General features: G+C 72.2%; 18 protein-coding genes. 13 read left to right on the top strand and 5 right to left on the bottom strand.

The annotated features are described in order from the left end of the window. Positions 1–38 precede the first annotated feature (38 nt). Positions 39–1,181: an acetate/propionate family kinase gene (locus ACTMTF_RS04365; protein ID WP_441109325.1), complete on the top strand. Its 1,143-nt coding sequence runs from the start codon at positions 39–41 to the stop codon at positions 1,179–1,181. Positions 1,182–1,184: 3 nt separating this feature from the next. On the opposite strand, the gene ACTMTF_RS04360 is transcribed toward ACTMTF_RS04365, so the two are convergent. Then, on the bottom strand, positions 1,185–3,164 hold the full coding sequence (locus ACTMTF_RS04360) for a beta-galactosidase (protein ID WP_441109324.1): 1,980 nt from the start codon (positions 3,162–3,164) through the stop codon (positions 1,185–1,187). A 166-nt stretch (positions 3,165–3,330) separates the two neighbouring features. On the opposite strand from ACTMTF_RS04360, the gene ACTMTF_RS04355 reads away from it, so the two are divergent. The 4 genes from ACTMTF_RS04355 to ACTMTF_RS04340 are packed head-to-tail and all read left to right on the top strand — an operon-like array spanning position 3,331 to position 7,428. Next, positions 3,331–4,653 (top strand): ABC transporter substrate-binding protein, encoded by a 1,323-nt coding sequence (locus ACTMTF_RS04355; protein WP_441109323.1) that lies wholly within the window; start codon positions 3,331–3,333, stop codon positions 4,651–4,653. Next, positions 4,650–5,543: a carbohydrate ABC transporter permease gene (locus ACTMTF_RS04350; RefSeq protein ID WP_441109322.1), complete on the top strand. Its 894-nt coding sequence runs from the start codon at positions 4,650–4,652 to the stop codon at positions 5,541–5,543. The genes ACTMTF_RS04355 and ACTMTF_RS04350 overlap by 4 nt, the downstream gene beginning before the upstream one ends. Beyond that, a complete protein-coding gene (locus tag ACTMTF_RS04345) occupies positions 5,543–6,436 on the top strand; it encodes a carbohydrate ABC transporter permease (RefSeq protein WP_441109321.1) in 894 nt (297 codons plus the stop codon). The genes ACTMTF_RS04350 and ACTMTF_RS04345 overlap by 1 nt, the downstream gene beginning before the upstream one ends. Next, the gene (locus ACTMTF_RS04340) at positions 6,433–7,428 is read left to right on the top strand and encodes a LacI family DNA-binding transcriptional regulator (RefSeq protein ID WP_396999947.1); all 996 of its coding nucleotides are present in this window, start codon (positions 6,433–6,435) and stop codon (positions 7,426–7,428) included. Before ACTMTF_RS04345 ends, ACTMTF_RS04340 begins: the two co-directional genes overlap by 4 nt. 10 nt (positions 7,429–7,438) lie before the next feature. Here ACTMTF_RS04340 and ACTMTF_RS04335 read toward each other — a convergent pair whose 3' ends face one another. Together ACTMTF_RS04335 and ACTMTF_RS04330 are read right to left on the bottom strand one after the other, a co-directional pair. Then, positions 7,439–7,591: a hypothetical protein gene (locus tag ACTMTF_RS04335; RefSeq protein WP_396999949.1), complete on the bottom strand. Its 153-nt coding sequence runs from the start codon at positions 7,589–7,591 to the stop codon at positions 7,439–7,441. Positions 7,592–7,686: 95 nt separating this feature from the next. Further along, the gene (locus tag ACTMTF_RS04330; RefSeq protein WP_441109320.1) at positions 7,687–10,293 is read right to left on the bottom strand and encodes a DUF7824 domain-containing protein; all 2,607 of its coding nucleotides are present in this window, start codon (positions 10,291–10,293) and stop codon (positions 7,687–7,689) included. Positions 10,294–10,391: 98 nt separating this feature from the next. Between ACTMTF_RS04330 and ACTMTF_RS04325 the strand changes: the two genes are divergently transcribed. The 7 genes from ACTMTF_RS04325 to ACTMTF_RS04295 all read left to right on the top strand — a co-directional run bounded on the left by ACTMTF_RS04325 (position 10,392) and on the right by ACTMTF_RS04295 (position 18,426). Beyond that, positions 10,392–11,369, top strand: coding sequence for an aldo/keto reductase (locus tag ACTMTF_RS04325; protein ID WP_441109319.1), 978 nt, complete (start codon positions 10,392–10,394; stop codon positions 11,367–11,369). Positions 11,370–11,386: 17 nt separating this feature from the next. Then, the gene (locus ACTMTF_RS04320; protein WP_441109318.1) at positions 11,387–12,130 is read left to right on the top strand and encodes an SDR family NAD(P)-dependent oxidoreductase; all 744 of its coding nucleotides are present in this window, start codon (positions 11,387–11,389) and stop codon (positions 12,128–12,130) included. 68 nt (positions 12,131–12,198) lie between these two features. Next, positions 12,199–13,029, top strand: coding sequence for a hypothetical protein (locus ACTMTF_RS04315; RefSeq protein WP_441109317.1), 831 nt, complete (start codon positions 12,199–12,201; stop codon positions 13,027–13,029). Next, a complete protein-coding gene (locus ACTMTF_RS04310; protein WP_441109316.1) occupies positions 13,026–13,403 on the top strand; it encodes a GntR family transcriptional regulator in 378 nt (125 codons plus the stop codon). The genes ACTMTF_RS04315 and ACTMTF_RS04310 overlap by 4 nt, the downstream gene beginning before the upstream one ends. 213 nt (positions 13,404–13,616) lie before the next feature. Then, positions 13,617–16,052: a DUF4132 domain-containing protein gene (locus ACTMTF_RS04305; RefSeq protein ID WP_441109315.1), complete on the top strand. Its 2,436-nt coding sequence runs from the start codon at positions 13,617–13,619 to the stop codon at positions 16,050–16,052. A gap of 39 nt (positions 16,053–16,091) precedes the next feature. After that, positions 16,092–17,306 (top strand): sialidase family protein, encoded by a 1,215-nt coding sequence (locus tag ACTMTF_RS04300; RefSeq protein WP_441109314.1) that lies wholly within the window; start codon positions 16,092–16,094, stop codon positions 17,304–17,306. Between the two features lie 121 nt (positions 17,307–17,427). Next, the gene (locus tag ACTMTF_RS04295; protein ID WP_441109313.1) at positions 17,428–18,426 is read left to right on the top strand and encodes a hypothetical protein; all 999 of its coding nucleotides are present in this window, start codon (positions 17,428–17,430) and stop codon (positions 18,424–18,426) included. A gap of 107 nt (positions 18,427–18,533) precedes the next feature. On the opposite strand, the gene ACTMTF_RS04290 is transcribed toward ACTMTF_RS04295, so the two are convergent. Beyond that, entirely contained in the window at positions 18,534–19,397 is an 864-nt protein-coding gene (locus ACTMTF_RS04290) for an alpha/beta fold hydrolase (RefSeq protein WP_441109312.1), read from the bottom strand. A 336-nt stretch (positions 19,398–19,733) separates the two neighbouring features. Between ACTMTF_RS04290 and ACTMTF_RS04285 the strand changes: the two genes are divergently transcribed. After that, positions 19,734–20,360, top strand: a complete 627-nt coding sequence (locus ACTMTF_RS04285) for a restriction endonuclease (RefSeq protein WP_441109311.1) — start codon at positions 19,734–19,736, stop codon at positions 20,358–20,360. 57 nt (positions 20,361–20,417) lie between these two features. Here the strand turns inward: ACTMTF_RS04285 and ACTMTF_RS04280 are convergent, their stop codons facing one another. Continuing rightward, positions 20,418–20,861, bottom strand: a complete 444-nt coding sequence (locus tag ACTMTF_RS04280; protein WP_441109310.1) for a BP74-related protein — start codon at positions 20,859–20,861, stop codon at positions 20,418–20,420. Positions 20,862–20,981 lie beyond the last annotated feature (120 nt).

Here is a 20,981-nt window from a genome sequence, read left to right as displayed (position 1 = left end):
GTATCGCGGGGAGGGCGGGCACGGCACAAGGGAGTGACATGGGTCAGGAGTGGGCGGCAGGCGAGTCGACGGCGGTGCTCACGGTCAACGCCGGCTCGTCCAGCCTGCGCCTTGATCTGGTGGACGGCGGCAGCGTGGTCGACAGCGCGCACGCCGAGCGGGCCATGGAACCGGCCGCGGCACGTGCCGAGCTGTCGGAGTTCCTCGGCCGCCACCTGGACCGCGACGTGGCGGCCGTCGCGCACCGGCTGGTGCACGGCGGCGACCTCGTCCGCGCCCCGGCGGTCGCCGACGACGCCGTCGTGCGGGCGCTGCGCGGCGTCACCGACCTCGCGCCGCTGCACCTGCCGCCCGCGCTGGCGCTGCTGGAGGCGGCCCGCGAGCTGCTGCCCGCGGTCCCGCACGTGCTCTGCCCTGACACCGCCTTCCACGCCGGTCTGCCGGACGCCGCCGCCGTCTACGCGCTGCCCGGCCCCTGGCGTGAGAAGTGGGGCCTGCGCCGCTACGGCTTCCATGGCCTGTCCTACGCCTGGGCGCTGGAGCGGGCCGCGGAGCTGCTCGGCCGCCCCGCCGCCGAGCTGGAGCTGGTGCTCGCGCACCTGGGCGGCGGCTCGTCGGTGTGCGCGGTGTCGGGCGGGCGCAGCCTGGACACCTCGATGGGCTTCACCCCGCTGGACGGCGTGCCGATGAGCAAGCGGTCGGGCGGCGTGGACCCCGGCATGCTGCTGTGGCTGCTGGAGGAGGGCCGGCTGACGCGGGAGGAGCTGCGCGAGGGGCTCGAACGTGGCTCGGGGCTGCTCGGCCTGTCGGGCGGGCGCTCGGGCGACACCCGCGACCTGGTCGCCGCCCAACGGGACGGCGACGAGCGGGCGGCACTGGCGCTGGCCGTGTTCTGCCATCGGGTGAGCCGCGAGATCGCCGCCGTCGCCACCTCGCTCGGCCGGATCGACGCGCTGGTCTTCACCGGCGAGATCGGCTGGGACCAGCCGGAGGTGCGCGAGGCGATCTGCCGCCGCCTGCGGCTGCTCGGCGTCGAGCCGCCCGTCCGGGGCGACCGCGACGACGACGGCCCGGTCAGCGCGCCCGGCGCCACCGTCCCCGTGCTGGTCGTCGAGGTGCACGAGGAGCTCCAGCTCGCGCGCGAGTGCCTGGAGGAGCTGTACGGCCCGGCGAAGGAGTGACGGTCATGGCCGGTCCTCCAGGATGACCGCCACGCCGCCGGGCGCGACGGTGACCGTCCCCTCGTGGCGCGCGTCGTCCAGCACTCCGGTGCCGGTCACGCCCTCCACCGTGACCGGCTCGTCGCCGTGGTTGATCAGGAACAGGTGACGGCCACGCCGTACCAGCTCCAGGGTGTCGGGCAGGTCGCGCGGCCGGGTCGCTCCCGCGCGGTCGAGCACCTCGCACAGCAGCTCGCGCAGGCCGGTGACCGGGGCCGTGGCGAGGTACCAGGCGGCGCCGCCGCCCAGGTCGTGGCGGGTGACGGCGGGGTGCCCGGCGTCGGGGCCGCCGGTGAAGCGCTGCACGGCCCGCGCGCCCGCCAGGTGGATCCGCTCGGACCAGATCCGGCCCTCGGCGGCGGTGGTCGTCACCGTCTCGTGCTCGCGCAGCGGATGGAACTCCTCGATGGACAGGCCGAGCAACTCGCGCAGCGCGCCGGGGTGGGCGCCGGGGTGGATGGCGTCGTGCTCGTCCACGATGCCGGAGAAGTACGACACCAGCAGGTGCCCGCCCGCTTCGACGTACCGGTGCAGGTTCTTGGCGGCGGCGTCGGTCAGCAGGTAGGCACTCGGCGCGACGACCACCCGATATCCCGAAATATCGGCGGAAGGGTGTACGAAATCCACGGTGACGTGCTCCCGCCACAGCGCCTCGTAGAAGGCGTCCACCCGCTCCCGGAACGTCAGGTCCACCGACGGCCGCCAGTCCAGCTCCAGCGCCCAGTAGGACTCCCAGTCCCACACGATCGCCACGTCCGCCGTCACCTCGCTGCCCCGGACGCCGGCGAGCCTGCGCAGGTCGGCCCCCAGTTCCAGGACCTCGTGCCACTGCCGTGAGCCGGTGCCGGCATGCGGCACCATCCCGGAGTGGAACTTCTCCGCGCCGTACCGCGATGCCCTGAACTGGAAGAACAGCACGCTGTCCGAGCCGCGGGCGACGTGCGCGAGGCTGTTGCGGCGCATCTCGCCGGGCCGCTTGGCGAGGTTGCGCGGCTGCCAGTTGACCGCGCCGGCGGAGTGCTCCATGAGCATCCACGGCTTGCCGCCCGCCACCGAGCGGGCCAGGTCGGCGGACATGGCCAGGTCGATGTGGTTGTCCGGCTGCTCGGCCCGCAGATAGTGGTCGTTGGCGACGACGTCGAGCTCTCGGGCCCACTGCCACAGGTCCGTGGACTTGCAGTTGACCGTCCCGGCGAAGTTGGTCGTCACCGGCAGGCCGGGGGTGATCTCCTTGAGCAGGTCGCGCTGGAGGATGTAGTGCTCGCGGTGCTGGCCGTCGCTGAAGCGGGCGTAGTCGAGCCGCTGGGCGGGGTTGACCGCGGTGTGGTTGAACCGGGGGGCGTCGATCTGCGACCAGTCGGTGTAGCGCTGTCCCCAGAAGGCGGTGCCCCAGGCGTCGTTGAGGGCGGCCAGGTCCAGGTAGGTGTGGCGCAGCCAGTCGCGCCAGGCCCGGACGCTGTGCTCGCAGTAGCACTCGCCGAGCGGCGCCCCGTACTCGTTGTGCACGTGCCACATGACCACGGCGGGATGGCCGCGGTAGTGCTCGGCGAGCGCGCGCACCAGGGCGGCGGTGGCGGCGCGGAAGGCCGGCGCGCTGGAGCAGGCGCTCTGCCTGCCGCCGAAGCCGATGCGGGTGCCGTCCCTGGTCACCGGCAGCGCGTCGGGGTGCTCGGCGACGAACCAGGCGGGCGGCGCGGCGGTGGGGGTGGCGAGGTTCACCGAGACGCCGGCGGCGTGCAGCCGGTCGATGACGTCGTCCAGCCAGCCGAACTCGTAGCGGCCCGGCTCCGGCTCCATCAGCGCCCAGGTGAACATGCCGAGGCTGACCAGGCTGACCCCGGCCTCGCGCATCAGCGCCGCGTCCTCCTCGTGCACCTCGCGTGGCCACTGTTCAGGGCTGTAATCCCCGCCGAAGGCGATACCGGCCGGACGCTCCGGGTACATCCATCCCCCTTGAGAAAACTCTGTGAACGTGCACAGTAGCGTCCCACGCCTCGGCTGAGAACATCCGGCCGAATTTCCCCGGGTTAACGAGAACGTAACGACCATTGACCGGAGATGCGGCACTGTTCCACTCTGTGCACGTTCACAGAGACTTCTGGAGGTATGCATGCGTGCCACACGCCTCGGAGCCATCCTGGCCGCCACGCTCACGGCCACCCTGACGATCGGCGGGTGCGGCTCCAGCGAGCCCGCCGGTGGTTCCGAGGCGGCGTCGCAGAGCCCGGCGGCCCCGCAGGGACCGGTCAAGCTCACCTACTGGACCTGGGCCCCGAACATGGACAAGATCGTGGCGGTCTGGAACAAGGACCACCCCGACATCCAGGTCACCGTCAGCAAGCAGGCGGGCGGCGACGACGCAGCGGCCAAGTTCCTCACCGCGGCCAAGGCGGGCAACCCGCCCGACCTGGTCCAGGCGGAGTACCAGCACCTGCCGTCGTTCATCGCCGCCGACGCCGTGGCCGACCTCAAGGCGGAGACCGCGGCGATCAAGGGCGAGTTCGGCGAGGGCGTCTGGGGGCTGGTCACCCTCGGCACCGACGCGGTCTACGCGGTGCCGCAGGACAGCGGCCCGATGATGCTCTTCTACCGCCAGGACCTGTTCGACGAGTACGGCCTGGAGGTGCCGAAGACCTGGCAGGAGTACGGCGACGCCGCCCGCGCCCTGCGGAAGAAGGATCCCAAGGCGCACCTGGGCACCTTCTCCAGCAAGGACCCTGGCGCCTTCACCGGGCTGGCCCAGCAGGCCGGCGCGCAGTGGTGGTCGATCAGCGGCGAATCCTGGAAGGTGAACATCGCCGACGAGCCCACCAGGAAGGTCGCCGACTTCTGGGGCGGCCTGGTGAAGGAGGGCGCCATCGACGACACGCCGTTCTTCACCCCCGAGTGGAACAAGGCGCTCAACGACGGCAAGCTGCTGACCTGGCCGTCCGCCGTGTGGGCGCCGGGCGTGCTGTCGAGCAACGCGCCCAAGGCCAAGGGCAAGTGGGCCGTCGCCCCGCTCCCCCAGTGGAACGCCGGTGAGAGCTTCAGCGGCTTCTGGGGCGGCTCCTCGGTGGCGGTCGCCGCCAAGACGCCGCACAAGGCCGCCGCCGCCCGGTTCGCCACCTGGCTCAACACCGACGCGAAGGCGCTCGACCTGCTGGTGAAGGAGGCGGCGATCTATCCGGCCGCCGCCAAGGCGCAGTCGGCGCTCGGCACGGCGCCCGAGTACTTCGCCAACCAGCCCGACTTCTGGCAGCAGGCGGCGACGGTCTCGGCCGGGGCGCGCGGCTTCACCTTCGGCCCGAACGTGAGCGTCACGTACAACGCCTTCAAGGACGGCTTCGACAAGGCGCTGCAGGACGGGACGTCGTTCTCGGACGCGGTCGGGGCCATGCACGAGGCCACCGTCGCCGACATGCGCAAGTCCGGGTTCACGCTCGCGTCATGACGCCCACCCCCAAGAGGCGCGTCCCGCTCGCCCCGTACGTCATCCTCACCCCCGCCCTGGTCCTGTTCGTGCTGTTCCTGGCGCTGCCCATCGGCTACACGGTCTATCTGGCGATGCGCCGCACCCAGGTGTCCGGGCTGGGCCTGGGCGCGGGGGCGCGGCGCGAGGTGTTCGTCGGCTTCGACAACTTCGCCGCCGCCGTGGCCGACGGCGAGTTGTGGGCCGGGTGGCTGCGGGTGCTCGGGTACGGCGCGCTGGTGCTGGTCGTGATGCTGGGCCTGGCTCTGCTGTTCGCGCTGCTGCTGGACTCGGCGCGGGTGCGGCTGGCCCGGTTCAGCCGGATCGCCATCTTCCTGCCGTACGCGGTGCCGGGTGTGGCCGCGTCGCTGATGTGGGGGTTCCTGTACCTTCCCTCGCTCAGCCCGATCCGGGCGGTCCTGGACGTGGACCTGCTCGGCGCGACCACGGTCACGTACTCGATGGCGAACGTGGCGGTGTGGGGCGGGACCGGGTTCAACATGCTGGTGCTCTACACCACGCTGCGCGCGATCCCGCGCGACTACTACGAGGCCGCGCGGCTGGACGGGGCCTCGGAGCTGCAGATCGCGCTGCGCATCAAGATCCCGATCCTGGTGCCGGCGATCATCCTGACGACCGTCTTCTCGATCATCGCGACGATCCAGGTGTTCACCGAGCCGACCGCGCTGCGGCCGTTCAGCAACACGATCAGCTCGACGTGGAGCCCGCTGATGAAGGTCTACCGCGACGCCTTCGTCACCGGTGACCTGTACTCGGCCGCCGCCACCTCGATCGTCATCGCGGCGATCTCGCTCGTCCTGTCGTTCGGTTTCCTGCGCGTGGTCCGCGACCGCGCCTTCGGGGAGGGCTGATGGCCGCCATCGCACAACACCGGGGCGCCGGCAGTCGAGCACGCCGGGGCACGGACGATCGGGCGCGCCGGGGCGCAGGGCTCGTGCCCACGGCGCTGCTCCTGCTGGGGGCGCTCTACTGCCTGTTCCCGGTGGGCTGGGTGCTGATCGCCTCGACCAAGTCGCCGGGCGAGCTGTTCACCACGCCCACGCTGGCGTTCGGCACCGGCTTCCTGGGCAACGTGACGGAGCTGTTCGCCTACCGCGACGGGGTGTTCTGGCTGTGGCTGGGGAACACGCTGGTGTACGCGGGCGGCGGCGCGCTGCTGTCCACCGCGGTCTCGGCGATCTCGGGGTACGCGCTGGCCAAGTACCGTTTCCCGGGCCGTACGCTGATCTTCAACCTGCTCATCGGCGGCATCCTGGTGCCCGCCGTGGTGCTGGCCATCCCGCAGTATCTGCTGTTCTCCGAGATCGGCCTGGCCGACACCTACTGGGCGGTCCTGCTGCCGCAGATCCTGCATCCGTACAGCATCTACCTGGCCCGGATCTACGCCACCGCCGCCATCCCGGACTCGCTGCTGGAGGCCGGCCGGATCGACGGGGCGAGCGAGGGGCGGCTGCTGGCTCGGGTGGCGCTGCCGCTGATGGTGCCGGGGCTGGTGACGATCTTCCTGTTCCAGTTCGTGGCCATCTGGAACAACTTCCTGCTGCCGTTCATCATGCTGGGCGACGACGGCAAGTTCCCGCTCACGGTCGGGCTCTACACGCTGCTCGCCGCCGGGGCCAACCAGCCGTCGCTGTACAACCTGATCCTCACCGGGACGCTGCTGTCGATCATCCCGCTGATCGCGCTGTTCCTCACCATGCAGCGATACTGGAGGACCGACCTGTCCTCCGGAGCCGTGAAATGAAACGCCCAACGATCCATGACGTCGCCGCCGCCGCAGGAGTCTCCCGCGGCACGGTGTCCCGGCTGCTCAACGGCGACCGCTACGTCAGCCCCGCGGCCCGCGTCGCCATCGAACGGGCGATCTCGGAGACGGGCTACGTCGTCAACCGCGCCGCCCGCAGCCTGGTCACCCAGCGGACCGGCTCGATCGTCATGGTGCTGTCGGAGCCGCACGAGAAGCTCTTCGAGGACCCCAACTACAGCACCCTGATCAGGGTCGCCATCCGCCGGCTCGCCGAGCGCGACCTGTCCCTGGTGATGATGCTGGCGGGCGACGAGGGCGACCGCGAGCGCGTGGTGCGTTACGTGCGCGGCGGCCACGCCGACGGGGTCCTGCTCGTCTCCACCCACGCGGGCGACCCGCTGGTCAGCGCGCTCGGCTCCGTCACCCCCGCGGTCTCCTGCGGCGCCGTCATCGGCCGCGAGAGCGTGATCCCGTACGCGGGCGCCGACGATCGGCTCGGCGCCCGGCAGATGACCGAATACCTGGTGAGCCAGGGCCGCCGCCGCATCGCCATGATCACCGGGCCGATGGACACGCCGGGCGGCATCCAGCGGCTCGAAGGCTTCGCCGACGTGCTGCGCCGCAAGGCGTCCAGCAAGCTCATCGCGCACGGCGACTGGACCCAGGCCAGCGGCGAGCGCGCCATGGCCGAGCTGCTGGAGCGCTCCCCGGACCTCGACGCGGTGTTCGTCGCCTCCGACCTGATGGCCGCCGGCGCGCTGACCGCGCTGCGCGCCGCGGGCCGCTCGGTGCCGGGCGACGTGGCGGTGGGCGGTTTCGACGACTCCTCGGTGGCCACCTCCACCCTTCCGCCGCTGACCACGATCAGGCAGCCGCTGGCGGAGATGGCCAATCGGACGATGGATCTGCTGCTGGCGCTCATCGACGGCGCCGGTCAGGTGGAGCCGGTGATACTTCCCACCGAGCTGGTGATCCGCGAGTCCGCGTAGGGGCGCCGGGTCAGCGGGGCACGAAGCCGCGGTAGACGACCCGTCGGCGCCGGAGCACCGGCCACTGGTGGTCCCTGATGCCGGTCAGCACGAGGGCCGCCGTGGCGCCGGTGAGGAGGGTGCCGACGAGGCCTACCATGACGAACATGAAGACGATCTCCATGACGTTCCCTTCGCAAAGAAGTTTAATTTTAAACTTGGCCTCCTCAACAGCGCCCTCCCGCGCCCTATTCCGGCCACGGCGGAACGGGGCCGGACTCACCCGTCGTAGGTGAGCAGGGCTCGTAACCTCCGCGCTTCCTGCGCGAGCCGGCTCGATCCCTTGCGCGCGGCCACCGCCGCGAGCGCGGGGAGGTCGCCGCGCGCGCCGGCGAGCCTGGCTGCCCTCGCGCCGGCCGCCATCAGGTCGGCCAGGCCGCTGCGGGGCCGCTCCCCCTCGGCGGGCAGCAGGCTGGGCAGCAGGTCCGCGATCACCGCCCAGACCGCCGTGTGGGCGCCTGCCTGGGTCGCCTCGTCCAGCGCGGAGATCACCCGGTTGAGCTTGACGACCTCCTCCGCGACCAGCTCCGCCACCGCCTCGCCCAGCGCCGCGACCGGCGCCTCGCCGCGGGCCGCGAGCGTCACCAGGGCGTCGACGGCCGCCGCCCGGTCCGCCGCGTTGCGGTGGCCCATGCCGCAGGCGAGCGCCCACGCCATCGCGGGACCGACCGGCCCTTCGCCATGCGCCAGGTCGGCCAGCACCCTGACCTGGCGATCGTTGCTCTCCAGGGACGCCGGCAGATAGGACATCAGGTGCGCCGCCACGACCTCGCGGTGCGACGGCAGCACCAGCGGCCACCACGCCAGGGAGTAGAAGTGCCCGCCGCCCGGCGTCAACAGCTCGCCAAGCGGGGCGGGCAGCTCTGCCGGAGGGCGGCTCGGCTCGGCGCGGACCTCCGCGAAGTCGTTCCCGTGATAGCCAGGCCGCCGGTGCACCCAGCACGTCATGTCGGGATCGGCCGGCCGACCGCCCCGCAGCCACGCGGCGCAGGCACGCCCCGCGTCCGAGGTCAGCGTGCCGGCCCGCGCGACGACCGCCGGGGCGATCTCCCGGGGCAGCCGGAGCATCGCCTGCGCGAGATCGACCGGCAGCGCCTCCACCCCGGCGGCCTCCAGCCGCGCCAGCCGGTCGAGCAGGACGACCGGGTCGACGTGCCCGGTGCCCGACGTCGGCGCGGCCAGCAGGACGGGACAGCCGCCCCCCGACTCGAAGCGCGCCACGAGCTCGCGTGCCCGCTGCTGGAACAGCCGGTCGAGCGGCCCCGACCCGTCCACCCGCACGTCGCTCGCGGCGAACTGCCCCGAGAGCTTCGCGCTCTCCTCCGGCTCGGCGAACGCGTAGACGACCCGGTGCAGCAGCTCGTACGTCCGCTCCATGGACTGCCGGCCGTAGAAGCCGAGGCTCCCCGGGTCGATCCGCCGCGCCCACGGCCGCAGCGCCTCGCGAAGCGCCTGCGGCTCCCGGTCCGCCCACTCGACGAGACCGGCGAGGACGCGCTCGAACTCGTACACCTCCAGCGGCCACCTGATGGCGGCGACCTGCCGCGCGAGCTCCTCGGGCGAGGCGATCGGCGGCGCAAGCCCGGGGCCGGGCCTGGCCATCAAGGGCTGCGCCTCGGCCGGCTCCTCCGCGATCGGCTCGCCGTACGCCGTGGAGATCTTCTCGCGCAGGTCGGCGGGCAGTCCGCCCGCCGCCTCGATGATCACCTCGCGTCCCGGCCCGCCCGCCCGCGCGGCGAGCCGTACGGCCAGCCGGGTCGCGCGCTCCTGGAGATCCAGCACGTCCTGCCCGAGGATCACCGCCAGCGCGCCGAGCCCGGCGTCGGCGCGGCCGGGCATCCTGCCCACGGCCTCCCCGATCCACGTGACGGTGGCCCGCAGCAGCTTCTTCTCCGGCCGGAACGCCAGCCCGTCGACCGCCTCCGCGAACAGCTCGTCCGCCAGCAGCCCGGCCGCCTCCACCCGCTGGACCTGGGCCAGCGCCAGGCTCGCCACCGCGACGGGAGCCACCGGCAGCAGCCGGACGTAGTCCCTGACCCGTGGCGTCACCTCCTCCAGGCCGAGCCCGAGCCGCTCGTGCAGGTCCGCGAGCGGCACCACCGCGGCCGGCCCGTCGCGCAGGAGCCGCCCCACGAGGCCGTCGATGACATCGGCCCGCTGCAGCAGCCCGTCCTCCACCAGCTGGTGGACGCCCCAGATCTGCTGTCCGGAGAAGGCCTCCGCGAGGCCGTCGATCTCGAACAGGCGCGGAGCGAGATGGGGGAACAGCGGATCCGCGCCTGCCGTGACCGGATCGAGCCTGCGCAGCCAGCCGGTCGCGAACAGGTCGCCGGCGGGCGGCTCGATCCCGGTCTCCCGCACCAGGGCGGCGACGATGTCCCACTGCTGGGCGTCGTCCGTGCGCAGCCCCGCGACCATCCGGCTCGCCGCGTCCGCCCGCCACTGCTCGGGCCGGTCCCGCAGCAGCTCCAGCGCCCACCGGGCGTCACGCGCATCCTCCTGCCGCCACCTGAACTCGCGCCGGAACAGCCAGCCGGTCACCGCCGCGGCACCGCCCAAGCAGCCGACCCCGGCCATGAGCAGCGGCGAGAACTCCCGCCGCCATTCCCACCAGCCGGCCCTCCTCCGTCTCCGCGCCGTGATGTACGCGGGCAGCTCGGCGGCGACGGCCCTGCGCCCCGCCTCGTCCAGTCCGGCCACGAGCCGGACGGTCCCCTGGGTGTCACCCGCCCGGACGAGCCTGACCAGCTCCGGCCAGGGCCTGTCGGACACCGTCGCGGTCCCGGGGGTCGTCGGCGCGTTCTCCTGCGCCACTGCGTCAGCCATGGCGCGGACCCTACCGACGCCTCCCGACAATCCCGCTTTCCCGAACCTTGCACCTTGCCGTGTTGAGCGTCCACGGCCATGTGGAAGAGTTACGGCCTATGGAACACCGCGTATTGGGACGCACTGGACGCCAGGTCGGCGTGGTCGGACTCGGCGCCTGGCAGCTCGGCGCCGACTGGGGCGACGTGAGCGAGGACGACGCCGTCGCCACGCTGTCGGCGGCGGTCGACGAGGGCGTGACGTTCATCGACACCGCCGACGTCTACGGCGACGGCCGCAGCGAGCAGATCGTCGGCCGCTTCGCCAAGGGACGACCGGAGCTCACCGTGGCCACCAAGATGGGCCGCCGCGTGGAGCAACTGCCGGACAACTACGTCATGGCGAACTTCCGCGCCTGGAACGAGCGATCCCGCCAGAACCTCGGCGTCGACACCATCGACCTGGTCCAGCTGCACTGCCCGCCCACCGCCGTCTACTCGACCGACGCGGTGTTCGACGCGCTCGACACCCTGGTCGCCGAGGAGAAGATCGCCGCGTACGGCGTCAGCGTGGAGACCTGCGAGGAAGCGCTGACCGCCATCGCCCGCCCCGGCGTCGCGTCCGTGCAGATCATCCTCAACGCCTTCCGGCTCAAGCCGCTGGAGCGGGTGCTGCCCGCCGCCCGCGAGGCGGGCGTCGGCATCATCGCGCGCGTCCCGCTGGCCAGCGGGCTGCTGTCCGGCCGGTACGACGAGCGGACGACGTTCGCACCCGACGACCACCGCACCTACAACCGGCACGGTGAGGCGTTCGACGTCGGCGAGACCTTCTCCGGCGTGGACTTCGCCACCGGCCTGGAGGCGGTCCGCCGCCTGGCGCCGCTGGTGCCGGAGGGGGCGACGATGGCGCAGTTCGCGCTGCGCTGGATCCTCGACCGGCCCGGCGTCTCCGTCGTCATCCCCGGCGCCCGCAACCCGGGCCAGGCCAAGGCCAACGCCTCGGCCGCCGCGCTGGAGCCGCTTCCCGCGTCGACGACGCAGGCCGTACAGGATGTCTATAACGAGCTGATCCGTCCGCAGGTGCACGACCGCTGGTAGTGCCCTAGTGTGCCCGCATGAGTGGACGTGCGGTGCTGGTGACGGGGGCGTCGAGAGGGATCGGCAGGGCGGTCGCGACCGCGTTCGCCGCTGAGGGCGACCGGGTCGCGATCCACCACCGGGACTCGCCCGAGCCGGCCGAGAGCCTGCTCGGCGAGCTCCCCGGCGCCGGGCACGCCATCGTGCGGGCCGACCTGGCGGCCCCCGACGAGGTGCGGCGCATGGTGGACGCGGCGGCGAGTGCCCTGGACGGGATCGACGTGCTGGTCAACAACGCCGGCGTCTTCCTGCACCACCCGGTGACCGAGCTGTCCTACGAGGAGTGGCAGGCGAACTGGCGGCGGACGCTCGACGTCAACCTGACCGGGGCCGCCAACGTCATCTGGTGCGCGCTCCAGCACATGCCGTCCGGTGGACGGATCATCAACGTGTCCTCGCGCGGCGCCTTCCGCGGCGAGCCGGACAGCCCGGCCTACGGCGCGAGCAAGGCCGGCCTCAACGCGCTCGGCCAGTCCCTGGCGGTGGCGCTGGCCCCGCGCGGCATCGCGGTGGGGACGGTGGCGCCGGGCTTCGTGGCGACGGACATGACCAACGAGCACCTCAAGCCGCCTCGCGGGGAGGCGATCCGGGCGCAGAGCCCGTACGGCCGGGTGGCACGGCCCGAGGAGATCGCCGCGGCGGTCGTCTACCTCGCCTCTCCCCTGGCCGAATGGGCCAGCGGCACGATCATCGACCTCAACGGCGCCAGTTACCTCCGGTAGGCGGCTTGACTTTGTCGCAAGCTTTGACTCACTCTATTGAGACAAAGCTTGCGACAAATGGAGGCGTCATGCCGGACAGAGCATTACCGGACGCCGTCCCGCCGGCGCGTGCGGCGGAGCGGTGGGCGAGCGCGTGGCTGGCCCAGCACGACCTGACCGACGACCGGCCGACACCGTTGCTGACCGCGCGGCTGACGGCGCGGCGGCGTGCCCGCCTCGCCGACCACGTCCTCCTCGCGGTATTGATCATCGTCGCCGCGCTCGCACAGGTCTACGGCGGGCTCACCCCCTCCGCCCCCGGCGGGTCCGAGGCGCGCCAGCCGATGCCGTTGCTGATCCTGATCGCGGCGGTGGCCGGGCTGCTGCTGGTCCAGTCGCTGTCCGACTGGTGGGTGCGGCGCGTCGACCGGCGCGCCGGCGCGGCGCTGTCCCGGCGGGCCGCCCATCCGGTCCAGCCCGGCTGGCGAGCCCTGCTCGGCCTGCCGCACGCCCTCTTCACCGCCGCCACCCTCACCGGCGCGGCGGCGCTGGCGGTGAGCGCCCTGACCATCCGGGACTCCACCGTCGGGTACGCGGCCCTCATCACGCTGGTCGGGCTGGCCGGAGTCGCCGCGGGCCTCGTCCTGCGGCTGCGCGACGTGCTGCTGCGCCCGATCGTCGCCGAGGACGAGACATCGCTGATGGCGGACGTCGTCATGCGCGTCGAGGACGCCCGCGACCTCAACAGGACGACGGTGGCGTGGGTGCTGCCCATGGTGTTGCTGTTCGGCTCGGCGCCCGGCTGGTGGAAGGTCGCCGCGCTCGGCCTCATGATCCTGTGGCTGGTCGCGCTCTTCCTCGTCCCCGCGAGGACTCCGCCGATCGCGACGGTGGCCCGGCAGGCCATGGACGTCCGATGATCGTCATCGACACGGCCTCACCCGTTCCGCCGTTCGAGCAGCTACGCGCCCAGCTGGCCAGGCAGATCCAGGACCGCGAGCTGGCCGTGGGCGCCCGGCTGCCGACGATCCGGCATCTCGCGGCCGACCTCGGCCTGGCCGTCAACACGGTCGGCAGGGCCTACCGGGAGCTGGAGGAGGCGGGGTTGATCGAGACGCGCGGACGGGCGGGCTCGTTCGTCTCGGCCGCCGGTGAGGAGGGGCTCGAACGCGCGCGCCGGGCCGCCGCCGACTACGCGGCCGTGATCGCCAGCGTCGGCCTCCTTCCGGGGGAGGCGATCCGCATCGTCCAGGCGGCGCTGGCGTCCGGCAGGACGACACCGACCGCTCGCTAACGGGGATCCGGCGGATCCATGGCGACCTTGCCCAACCCTCCGGCATGACCGGACCTGCTCGAACGGCGCTGCAGGTCCGGCTCTCCCCGGAGCACCGGCGTCCGGTCCTCGCGCCTGTGACCGGCCCGGTTCCGTGCTCTCGCGGAGAACTGTCGGGCCGGCCCGCTATGAATATCGCCGTACGCGAAGATCGATGTACGGCGGGAGGCCGGCGTGGGCGTGGTCGAGGAGTTGCCCGACTGGGTGGAGGGCTTGCCGGAGGCGACTTTGGAGGTGTTCGCGCAGCTTGACGCGGTCTATGCCTACGAGTGGCGGTGGCCCGCGCCCCAGCTGGCCGACACCCCCGTGGGGAAGCTGACCGAGAGCTGGGATGACGCCCGGTGGCGGGCCATGGGGCTGTGGGCGCAACTACGCATGCGGATCCTGTGGGACGGAGTCACTCCCTACGGCTACTGCCCGGTCCTGATCGCCGTGCCCACCGCGCTGGCGCGGCGCCGACTCGGCTGGGCGCCGGACGAGATCGCGCTGCTGTGGCGGGCGGCGGCCACCCCACTGGCCGGCGGGCAGGAGCGCGACGAGATGTTCAAGATGCCCGTCGCCGCGCTCAAACGACTGCCGGCCGCCGATCGCGCCCCGCATCTCGATCTGCTGCGCCAGGCCAAAGCACGACTGGACAACGCCGCATGGACGGCGAGATGGCCGGCCAAGCGCTTCATCGACGACGTGCTGGCCGAGCAGAGCGATCCGGTGGCCGCGGCGCAGATCCTGGTCGCCGGGCTGGACGACTTCGCCACTGTGCTGCGCACCGACTACGCCGAGCGGCTCGGTGCGCCCGGCATCCTGCCGGTGCTGCGGCACTGGACCACGGCCACCACCGCGCGGCCGAGCCCCGCCTGGCTGAGCAGGGCCGCCGCGCTGCGCACCCCCGAGGCGGTCGCCCTGGCCAGGCAGATCCTGGGGCTGATTCCGGCCTACCGGGAGCGGGTGGAGCGGCGCCGGCGCGACGACTACGAGTGGACCGTCGTCACCTACCTGCACGAACGCACCGCGACCTTGCTGCGCGGCATGCTGTGGGCCTGCGAGCCGGTCGACGAGCCGTGGGTGACCGCGCTGCTCGGCGACGTGGCGGTGGCGACCGGGACCGGCATCGGCGGCTCGGGGGCCAACGCGCGGAGCGAGCTGCTGGCCAACGCCGCCATCGGCGTGCTGGCCCGGCGCGGCGGTCCTGACGTGGTGGCCCAGCTGGCTCGGGTGCAGGCCAAGGTTCGTAAGAAGAGCATCCTCGCCGGGGTGAACCGCACCCTGGAGGCGGTGGCCGTACAGACCGGGCTGTCTCCGGAGCAGTTGCTGGAACGCACCGTGCCCGACTTCGGGCTGGGTCCCGACGGCACCCGCACCGAGCGAGGCCTGACTCTGTCGCTGGACGACGTCATCTCCTACAGCGCCCGTACGTCCATCCCCAAGCGGGTCCGCGAGGAGCACGCCGACGTGCTGGCGGAGCTCAGGAGCACGGCCAAGGAGCTGAAGAAGGCGCTGCCCGCCGAGCGCTTCCGCGTCGAGGGCGCGCTGGCCACCGAGCGGATCTGGCGCTGGGCGGACGTCTGCCGCCACTACCTGGACCACCCGGTCACCGGCTCCTTCGGCCGGGCGCTGATCTGGGAGATCCTCCAGGGGCCGGCCGGCCTCCCGGTCCGGGTGAACGGCTCGTGGGAGCTGACCGACCCCGCCGGGCGGCGGATCCAGCCGTTCCCGGACACGCCCGTCCTGCTGTGGCATCCCATCTCGCACACCGCCGACGAGGTCCGCGGCTGGCGCGACCACCTGATGGACCACGGCCCGCGCCAGCCGTTCAAGCAGGCCTTCCGCGAGGTGTATCTGCTCACCCCCGCCGAGGAGCTGACGCACGACCACTCGCGCCGCTTCGCCGGCCACCTGCTGCGTTACGGCCAGGCCAAGGCGTTGCTGACGGGCCGCGGCTGGACCGGCATGTCGCTCGGGCACTGGGGCTGGGAGTACGGCTCCAGTCAGGCCGAGGCCGTGAAGGAGATGCCCGGCGGCCTGACCGCGCGCTGGGACTTCCATCTGGACGCGGAGTCCGGCGATCGCGACGGCTACGGCACCGTCTCCATCTGCGTCAGCGGCGACCTCCACTTCACCGACGAGCACGACCGGCGCGTCCCGCTGGCCGAGGTGCCGCCGCTGGTGCTGTCGGAGGTGCTCCGCGACGCGGACCTGGCCGTGGGCGTCACCTCCACCGGCCTGGACCCCGAAGGGCAGGGCGACTACTGGCGGTCCTACGGCTTCGGCGACCTGTCCGAAACCGCCCGGGTCCGCCGCGACGCACTCCTGCGGCTGCTGCCCCGGCTGGCCCTCGCCGACCGGGCCGAGGTCACCGACCGCTTCCTGCGCGTCCGCGGCGACCTGCGCACCTACAAGATCCACCTGGGGTCGGGCAACATCCTCATGGACCCCGACGACGCCTACCTGTGCATCGTCCCGCGTGGCGTCGGCGACCCGGTGCTCCTGCCGTTCGAGGAGGACGGCGGGATGCTCTCGGTCATCCTGTCCAAGGCGTTCCTGCTGGCCGCCGACACCTCGATCACCGACCCGTCCATCACCCGCCAGATCGCCGCGCGTATGTCCAACTAACGATCTAGGTGCCATCATGACGGGGACGAGGGAGCGCGCATGGCTGGATTACGGCTTTTCGGGGCGGCGCTCGTCGTCCTCCTGGCGATCGGCACGTCGCCCGCACTGGCGGAACCGCCCACGTACACCTTCCACCGGCAGACCCTGTGGAAGCAGTACACGACGACGGATCCGGGCACCGGGGCGCGGGTGACGACCTGCTTCAGGCTCCCCGCCGTGGTCAGGACGGGCAACGACGTGCTGCTCGCGTTCGCCGAGCGGCGTAACCGGAACAACTGCGCCGACCATGGCGCGTTCGACGTCGTCATGCGGCGCTCCACCGACGACGGCGTCACCTGGCAGGCGAGCCGGACGGTCCTGGCCAGCACCCAGGGGGCGGTCCTGCAGGGCAACGCCACCCTGGTCGCGGACTCGGCCGGGCCGGTGTTCCTGTTCACCACGTCCGAGCCGACCGCGACCCGGACCACCCCGCGCACTCCGTGGGTCCAGGTCAGCCATGACGACGGGCGCACCTGGTCGGCGCCGAAGAACCTGTCGGGCGTCATCAAGGCGCCGGCGGGCGACGGCGACTGGTTCGCCACCGGGCCGGGGCACGGGATCCAGCTGACCCGCGGCCCGCACGCGGGACGCCTGGTGGTGCCGGTCTACTACGCCGTGGGCGCGCGGCAGAGCGTACGGCTGATCTACAGCGACGACCACGGCGGCACCTGGCGGATCGGCGCGACGGCGACGTACGACAAGTCCGTGCTGCAGTTGGGCGAGCAGACTCTGGTCGAGCGGGCCGACGGCGGCATCCTGGTGATCGCCCGCAACGGCGCGGTGCCGGACCAGACCTCCGTGCACGGGCTGGCCCGGGGCGTCAGCACGGACGGCGGGGAGTCCTTCGACGGCGAGTTCCGGGCGGACCCCGGCATCACCGCGCCGCCCACCCACCCCGCGCTGCTCCGCCAGCGCTGGGACGGCGGCCCCTACAGCCGCATCCTGCTGTCGGCTCCCGCGACCCCGAAGACCGGCAACAACCCCGTGGGCATGAACGTACGCTCCACCTTCGACGAGGGCGCGACCTGGCGTGACCACGACGACACCGCCGGCGAGGCAGGCGTGCGGATCGACGGCGACCACGCCGGATACTCCGACATGACGCTCATCGGCAACGGCGCGATCGGTGTCCTGTACGAGGCGGGCGCGGCTCGCTTCCGGGACGAGATCCGCTGGAACTGGTTCTGGGAGAGCGCCATCGGCTTGCGAGACTGATCGGCCGGGCACACGTTCCCGCTGAGGTAATTCGTATTATCAGGTTGACGGGCGATTTTCGCTGATCGATGCTCTGTGATCACAGCCACACCTTCGCGGTGTGACGACGAAAGGGCAGAGCATGTCCGAACCGGTCCTCGACCGCCGCACCGTCCTCCGCGCCGCCCTCGGCACCACCTTCACCGCGGCCGGCCTCACCGCGCTCTCCGCCCCGGCGACGGCGCTGGCCGCCGGTCCCGCGGGCTTCCCTTCCTACGCCTACCTCGGCCGGCCGCTGAACTCCGCGGCCCTGCGGTACAACCCGACCGGCGAGCTGATCTTCCCCTGCGTGCGCGGCACCTACGACCGCATCTCCGGCGCACGCGCCAGGTACTACCTCTATTACGCGCCGCACGACAAACCCGGCGGCATCTGCCTGGCGTACGGCGACTCGCTCGCCGGGCCGTTCACCGAGTACCCGGCCAACCCGATCATCGGCCCGACCTGGGCCGGCCACTACAAGGTCAGCCACGTCTCCTCCCCGCACGTGCTCTGGCACGCGGCCGACAGGAGCTGGTACATGTACTTCCACGGCGAGAACAGCACGACCCGCCTGGCCACGTCCGCCGACGGCATCACCTTCACCTATCACGGCGTGGTGCTCGACACCTCGATGGTGCCCGGCATCTCCGAGGCCTCCTACGCGCGGGTCTTCGACCACTCGATCGCCGCGCTGGGCTCCCGCTACGCGATGGTCTACATGGGCAACCAGGGCGGCACGCGCAAGATCTTCTGGGGCTGGTCGGCCGACGCGCGGACCTGGCGGTTCGACCCCCAGCCGCTCGTCTCCCCGGCCGGCGACGGGCTGACCGACCTGAGCGGGCCTCACCTGTTACGCCGCAACAACACCACGTACGTGGTGTATCACGGCAACTCCGGCAAGATGTACCTCACCGAGGTGGGCGACTCCTTCGACAGGGAGGTGCACCTCGGCGTGTTCCACACCCCGCTGACCGGGGCTCCCGATTCGGCGCGGTCCGCGGCTCCCGCATTCGGGACAGACCGCGGCGTCGGGTACATGTTCTACGAGGCCGGGCAGCGCGGCTCCAGCGTGATCGCGGTAGCGCGCGCCACCTCCTGATCCGGGTACGCACGCCGCCGACCGGCGCCGGGCCCCGATCAGGCGGCCGGGCCCCGATCAGGCGACCCGGGCCGTCCCGTCATCTCGGTCGTTGCCGGGCCGGGCCGCTACGCGCGCCAGGGCCCGAGGAACTCGGTGAGCGTGGGCTCGAGCTTCTTCGGCGCCATCATCACGGCGCCGTGGTCGAGTCCGGGCAGGGTGCGGTGCGTGGCGCCGGGCAGCGCCTCGGCGAGCGCCCGCGCGGCGTCGTGGAACCCCGCCGGGCTCTTGCCGCCGGTCAGCACCAGGGCGGGCGCGGTGGCGCCCGCCCACTCGGCCGCCTCCAGCGGCCTGCCCTGCTGGGTGCCGCCCATGACGGCGATGTCGTACGGCAGCGTGTGCGCCAGCTTCGTGAGGCCGGACCACACGCCGGGCATCAGTCGCATCATCGTCACCACGAACGCCGGCATGCCCTGTGCCTGGGTCATGAAGTACTTGACCGCCTCGCCGCGCCTTCCCCGGGCGAGCAGCGCGTCGATGTGCCGGCCGAAGTCCTCGGGTGGTGCGAAACCGTCCCCGCTGACCGCGAACGGAGGCTCGTACAGGGCCAGCCGGTCGACGCTCAGCCCCGCAGCGGCGGCGCGGAGGGCGAGCACCGCACCGGAGGAGCTGCCGAACAGCGACGCCGAGCCGCCGACGTGGTCCATGAGCGCCGCGAGGTCCTGGACCTCGCGCTCCACGACATGCTCAGCGGCGTCGCCACTCGCCCTCCGCCCTCGCCTGTCGTAGTTGTCGCCACTCGCCCCTCGCCCCCGCCTGTCGTAGTTGATCACGGTGAAGTGGGCGGCGAGCAGTGTGGCGAGCTTGGCGGTGTCCTTCCGGTCGGCGAGTGCCGAGGAGACCAGGATGACGGCGGGACCGGCGCCGAGCCGCTCGAAGGCGATCTCGGTGCCGTCGCGGGAGATGACCGTGTCGGTGGTGGTCGCGGGCATGGGGTGGTGCTCCGTTCGGGCGTGATGTCGGATTCCTTGCCCATATGACGGCGGATCTCCGAAAAAGGAATCGGCCCTATCACCGGCCCGGTTCACTCGGCGGGCCGTCTTCCGAGCACAGCCCTTCATCCGGCGCACAGAACCTGCCCGGGAGCCGTACACCCCGCTCTGCTCAGCTGCGTCGGGCCGGACACAGGTCCAGCCCGCGAGGCGGTGGATTCTGTCGGTCCCGCCGTTCACACTCGCGAGTGTCTTCCCTTCTTCCTGGAGGTCGCGATGGCGAGGCGCCGGACATCAGCACGCGGACGTCCCACCCGCAGGAGACGCCGCGGGCAGGTGCATCCGGGGTGGCTCGCCCTGCCGATCGCGGCCGTCTTCGCGCTGCCCTGGGTGCTCGACTTCCTCAGGTCGTCGTGGGTGCCCTTGGCCGCCGCCCTGGTCTCACTGGCCGCTCTGCTGGTCGCGGCCGTCGTCGTGGTGCGCCGCCTGGGGGCGGGCTACCGGCGGGACGCGCTGCTGCGCGCCGGGCTGGATCGGCTCGACCCGCGGCGCTTCGAGGAGTTGACGGCGGAGCTGCTGCGCCGCGACGGGTTCCGCAAGGTGCGGGTGGTCGGCGGGGCCGGGGATCGGGGTGTCGACGTCCTGGGGGTCGCGCCGGACGGCAGGCCGTACGCGGTGCAGTGCAAGTACTACACCCGCCCGCTGGGGCCGGGTGGCGTGCGCGACTTCGTGGGGGCCCTGCGCGCCGCGCCGTACAGAGAGCATCGGGGGGTGCTGGTGATCTCCCACTACCTGAGCACGCAGGCGGCTGAGACGGCCCGCGAGCAGGACCTGATCGTCATCGACCGGGACAGGCTGGCCGACTGGCTGCTGGAGGTCTACCGGCTCGGGCCGGGCAGGTCGTCGCCGTCGTGGCTCACGCGGCTGCGCCGGGGCCGGACACTGTCCGTCGAGATTCTTTGAGCGGGCGATACGCGGGAGCCCGGGCCGCGGGCCACCGGCCCGGGCTCACTCAACGTCCTACGGTGCGGGGACCTCGCGCACCAGGCGTGAGCTCCAGGGGCACCACCGCAGGTCGGGCAGGAAGGCGCCGCCCGCCTCGTCCAGGTGCTCTTCGACGTAGGGGATCGTGGCGTCGCACACCTCGGCGGCGAGGTCGAAGAAGTCGACCGTCTCGGGCACGAAGTGATAGGACCACTGCGGGTTGTAAGGAGCGGTGGTCTTGGCGATCGTGCCTATGACATGGGCTCTTTCGGTGGTGGTGCCGTTCACCAGGTCTCTGGCGTGCTGGATCTTGACGGGGTCGGTGAGCTGGAAGACAGCGGTCGAACCGGTGACGTCGGTGAACTCGAAGTAGGCCTCCGCAGCGGCTGTCTGCTGGGCTTGGGCGGGTAAGGCGGGTGCGATCAAGGCGAGCATTGCCATCGCCGCGAGGGCGGCGATCTTGGAGGTGATACGTCGCATTGCATCTCCCGTGCGTGTTCGGGCCGCGAGCGCGGCCATACGTGGCGTACGGTTACCATGCCATTACTCAGAGTGCCCATGGCGAAGCGGGGTCAGGCCCCCTGCGGTTGCCCCGAAACC

The sequence above is a fragment of the Nonomuraea sp. ZG12 genome, assembly GCF_052068115.1.
In the GTDB taxonomy this organism is placed as follows: Bacteria; Actinomycetota; Actinomycetes; order Streptosporangiales; family Streptosporangiaceae; genus Nonomuraea.
This window is presented reverse-complemented; position numbering and strand designations above follow the sequence as displayed.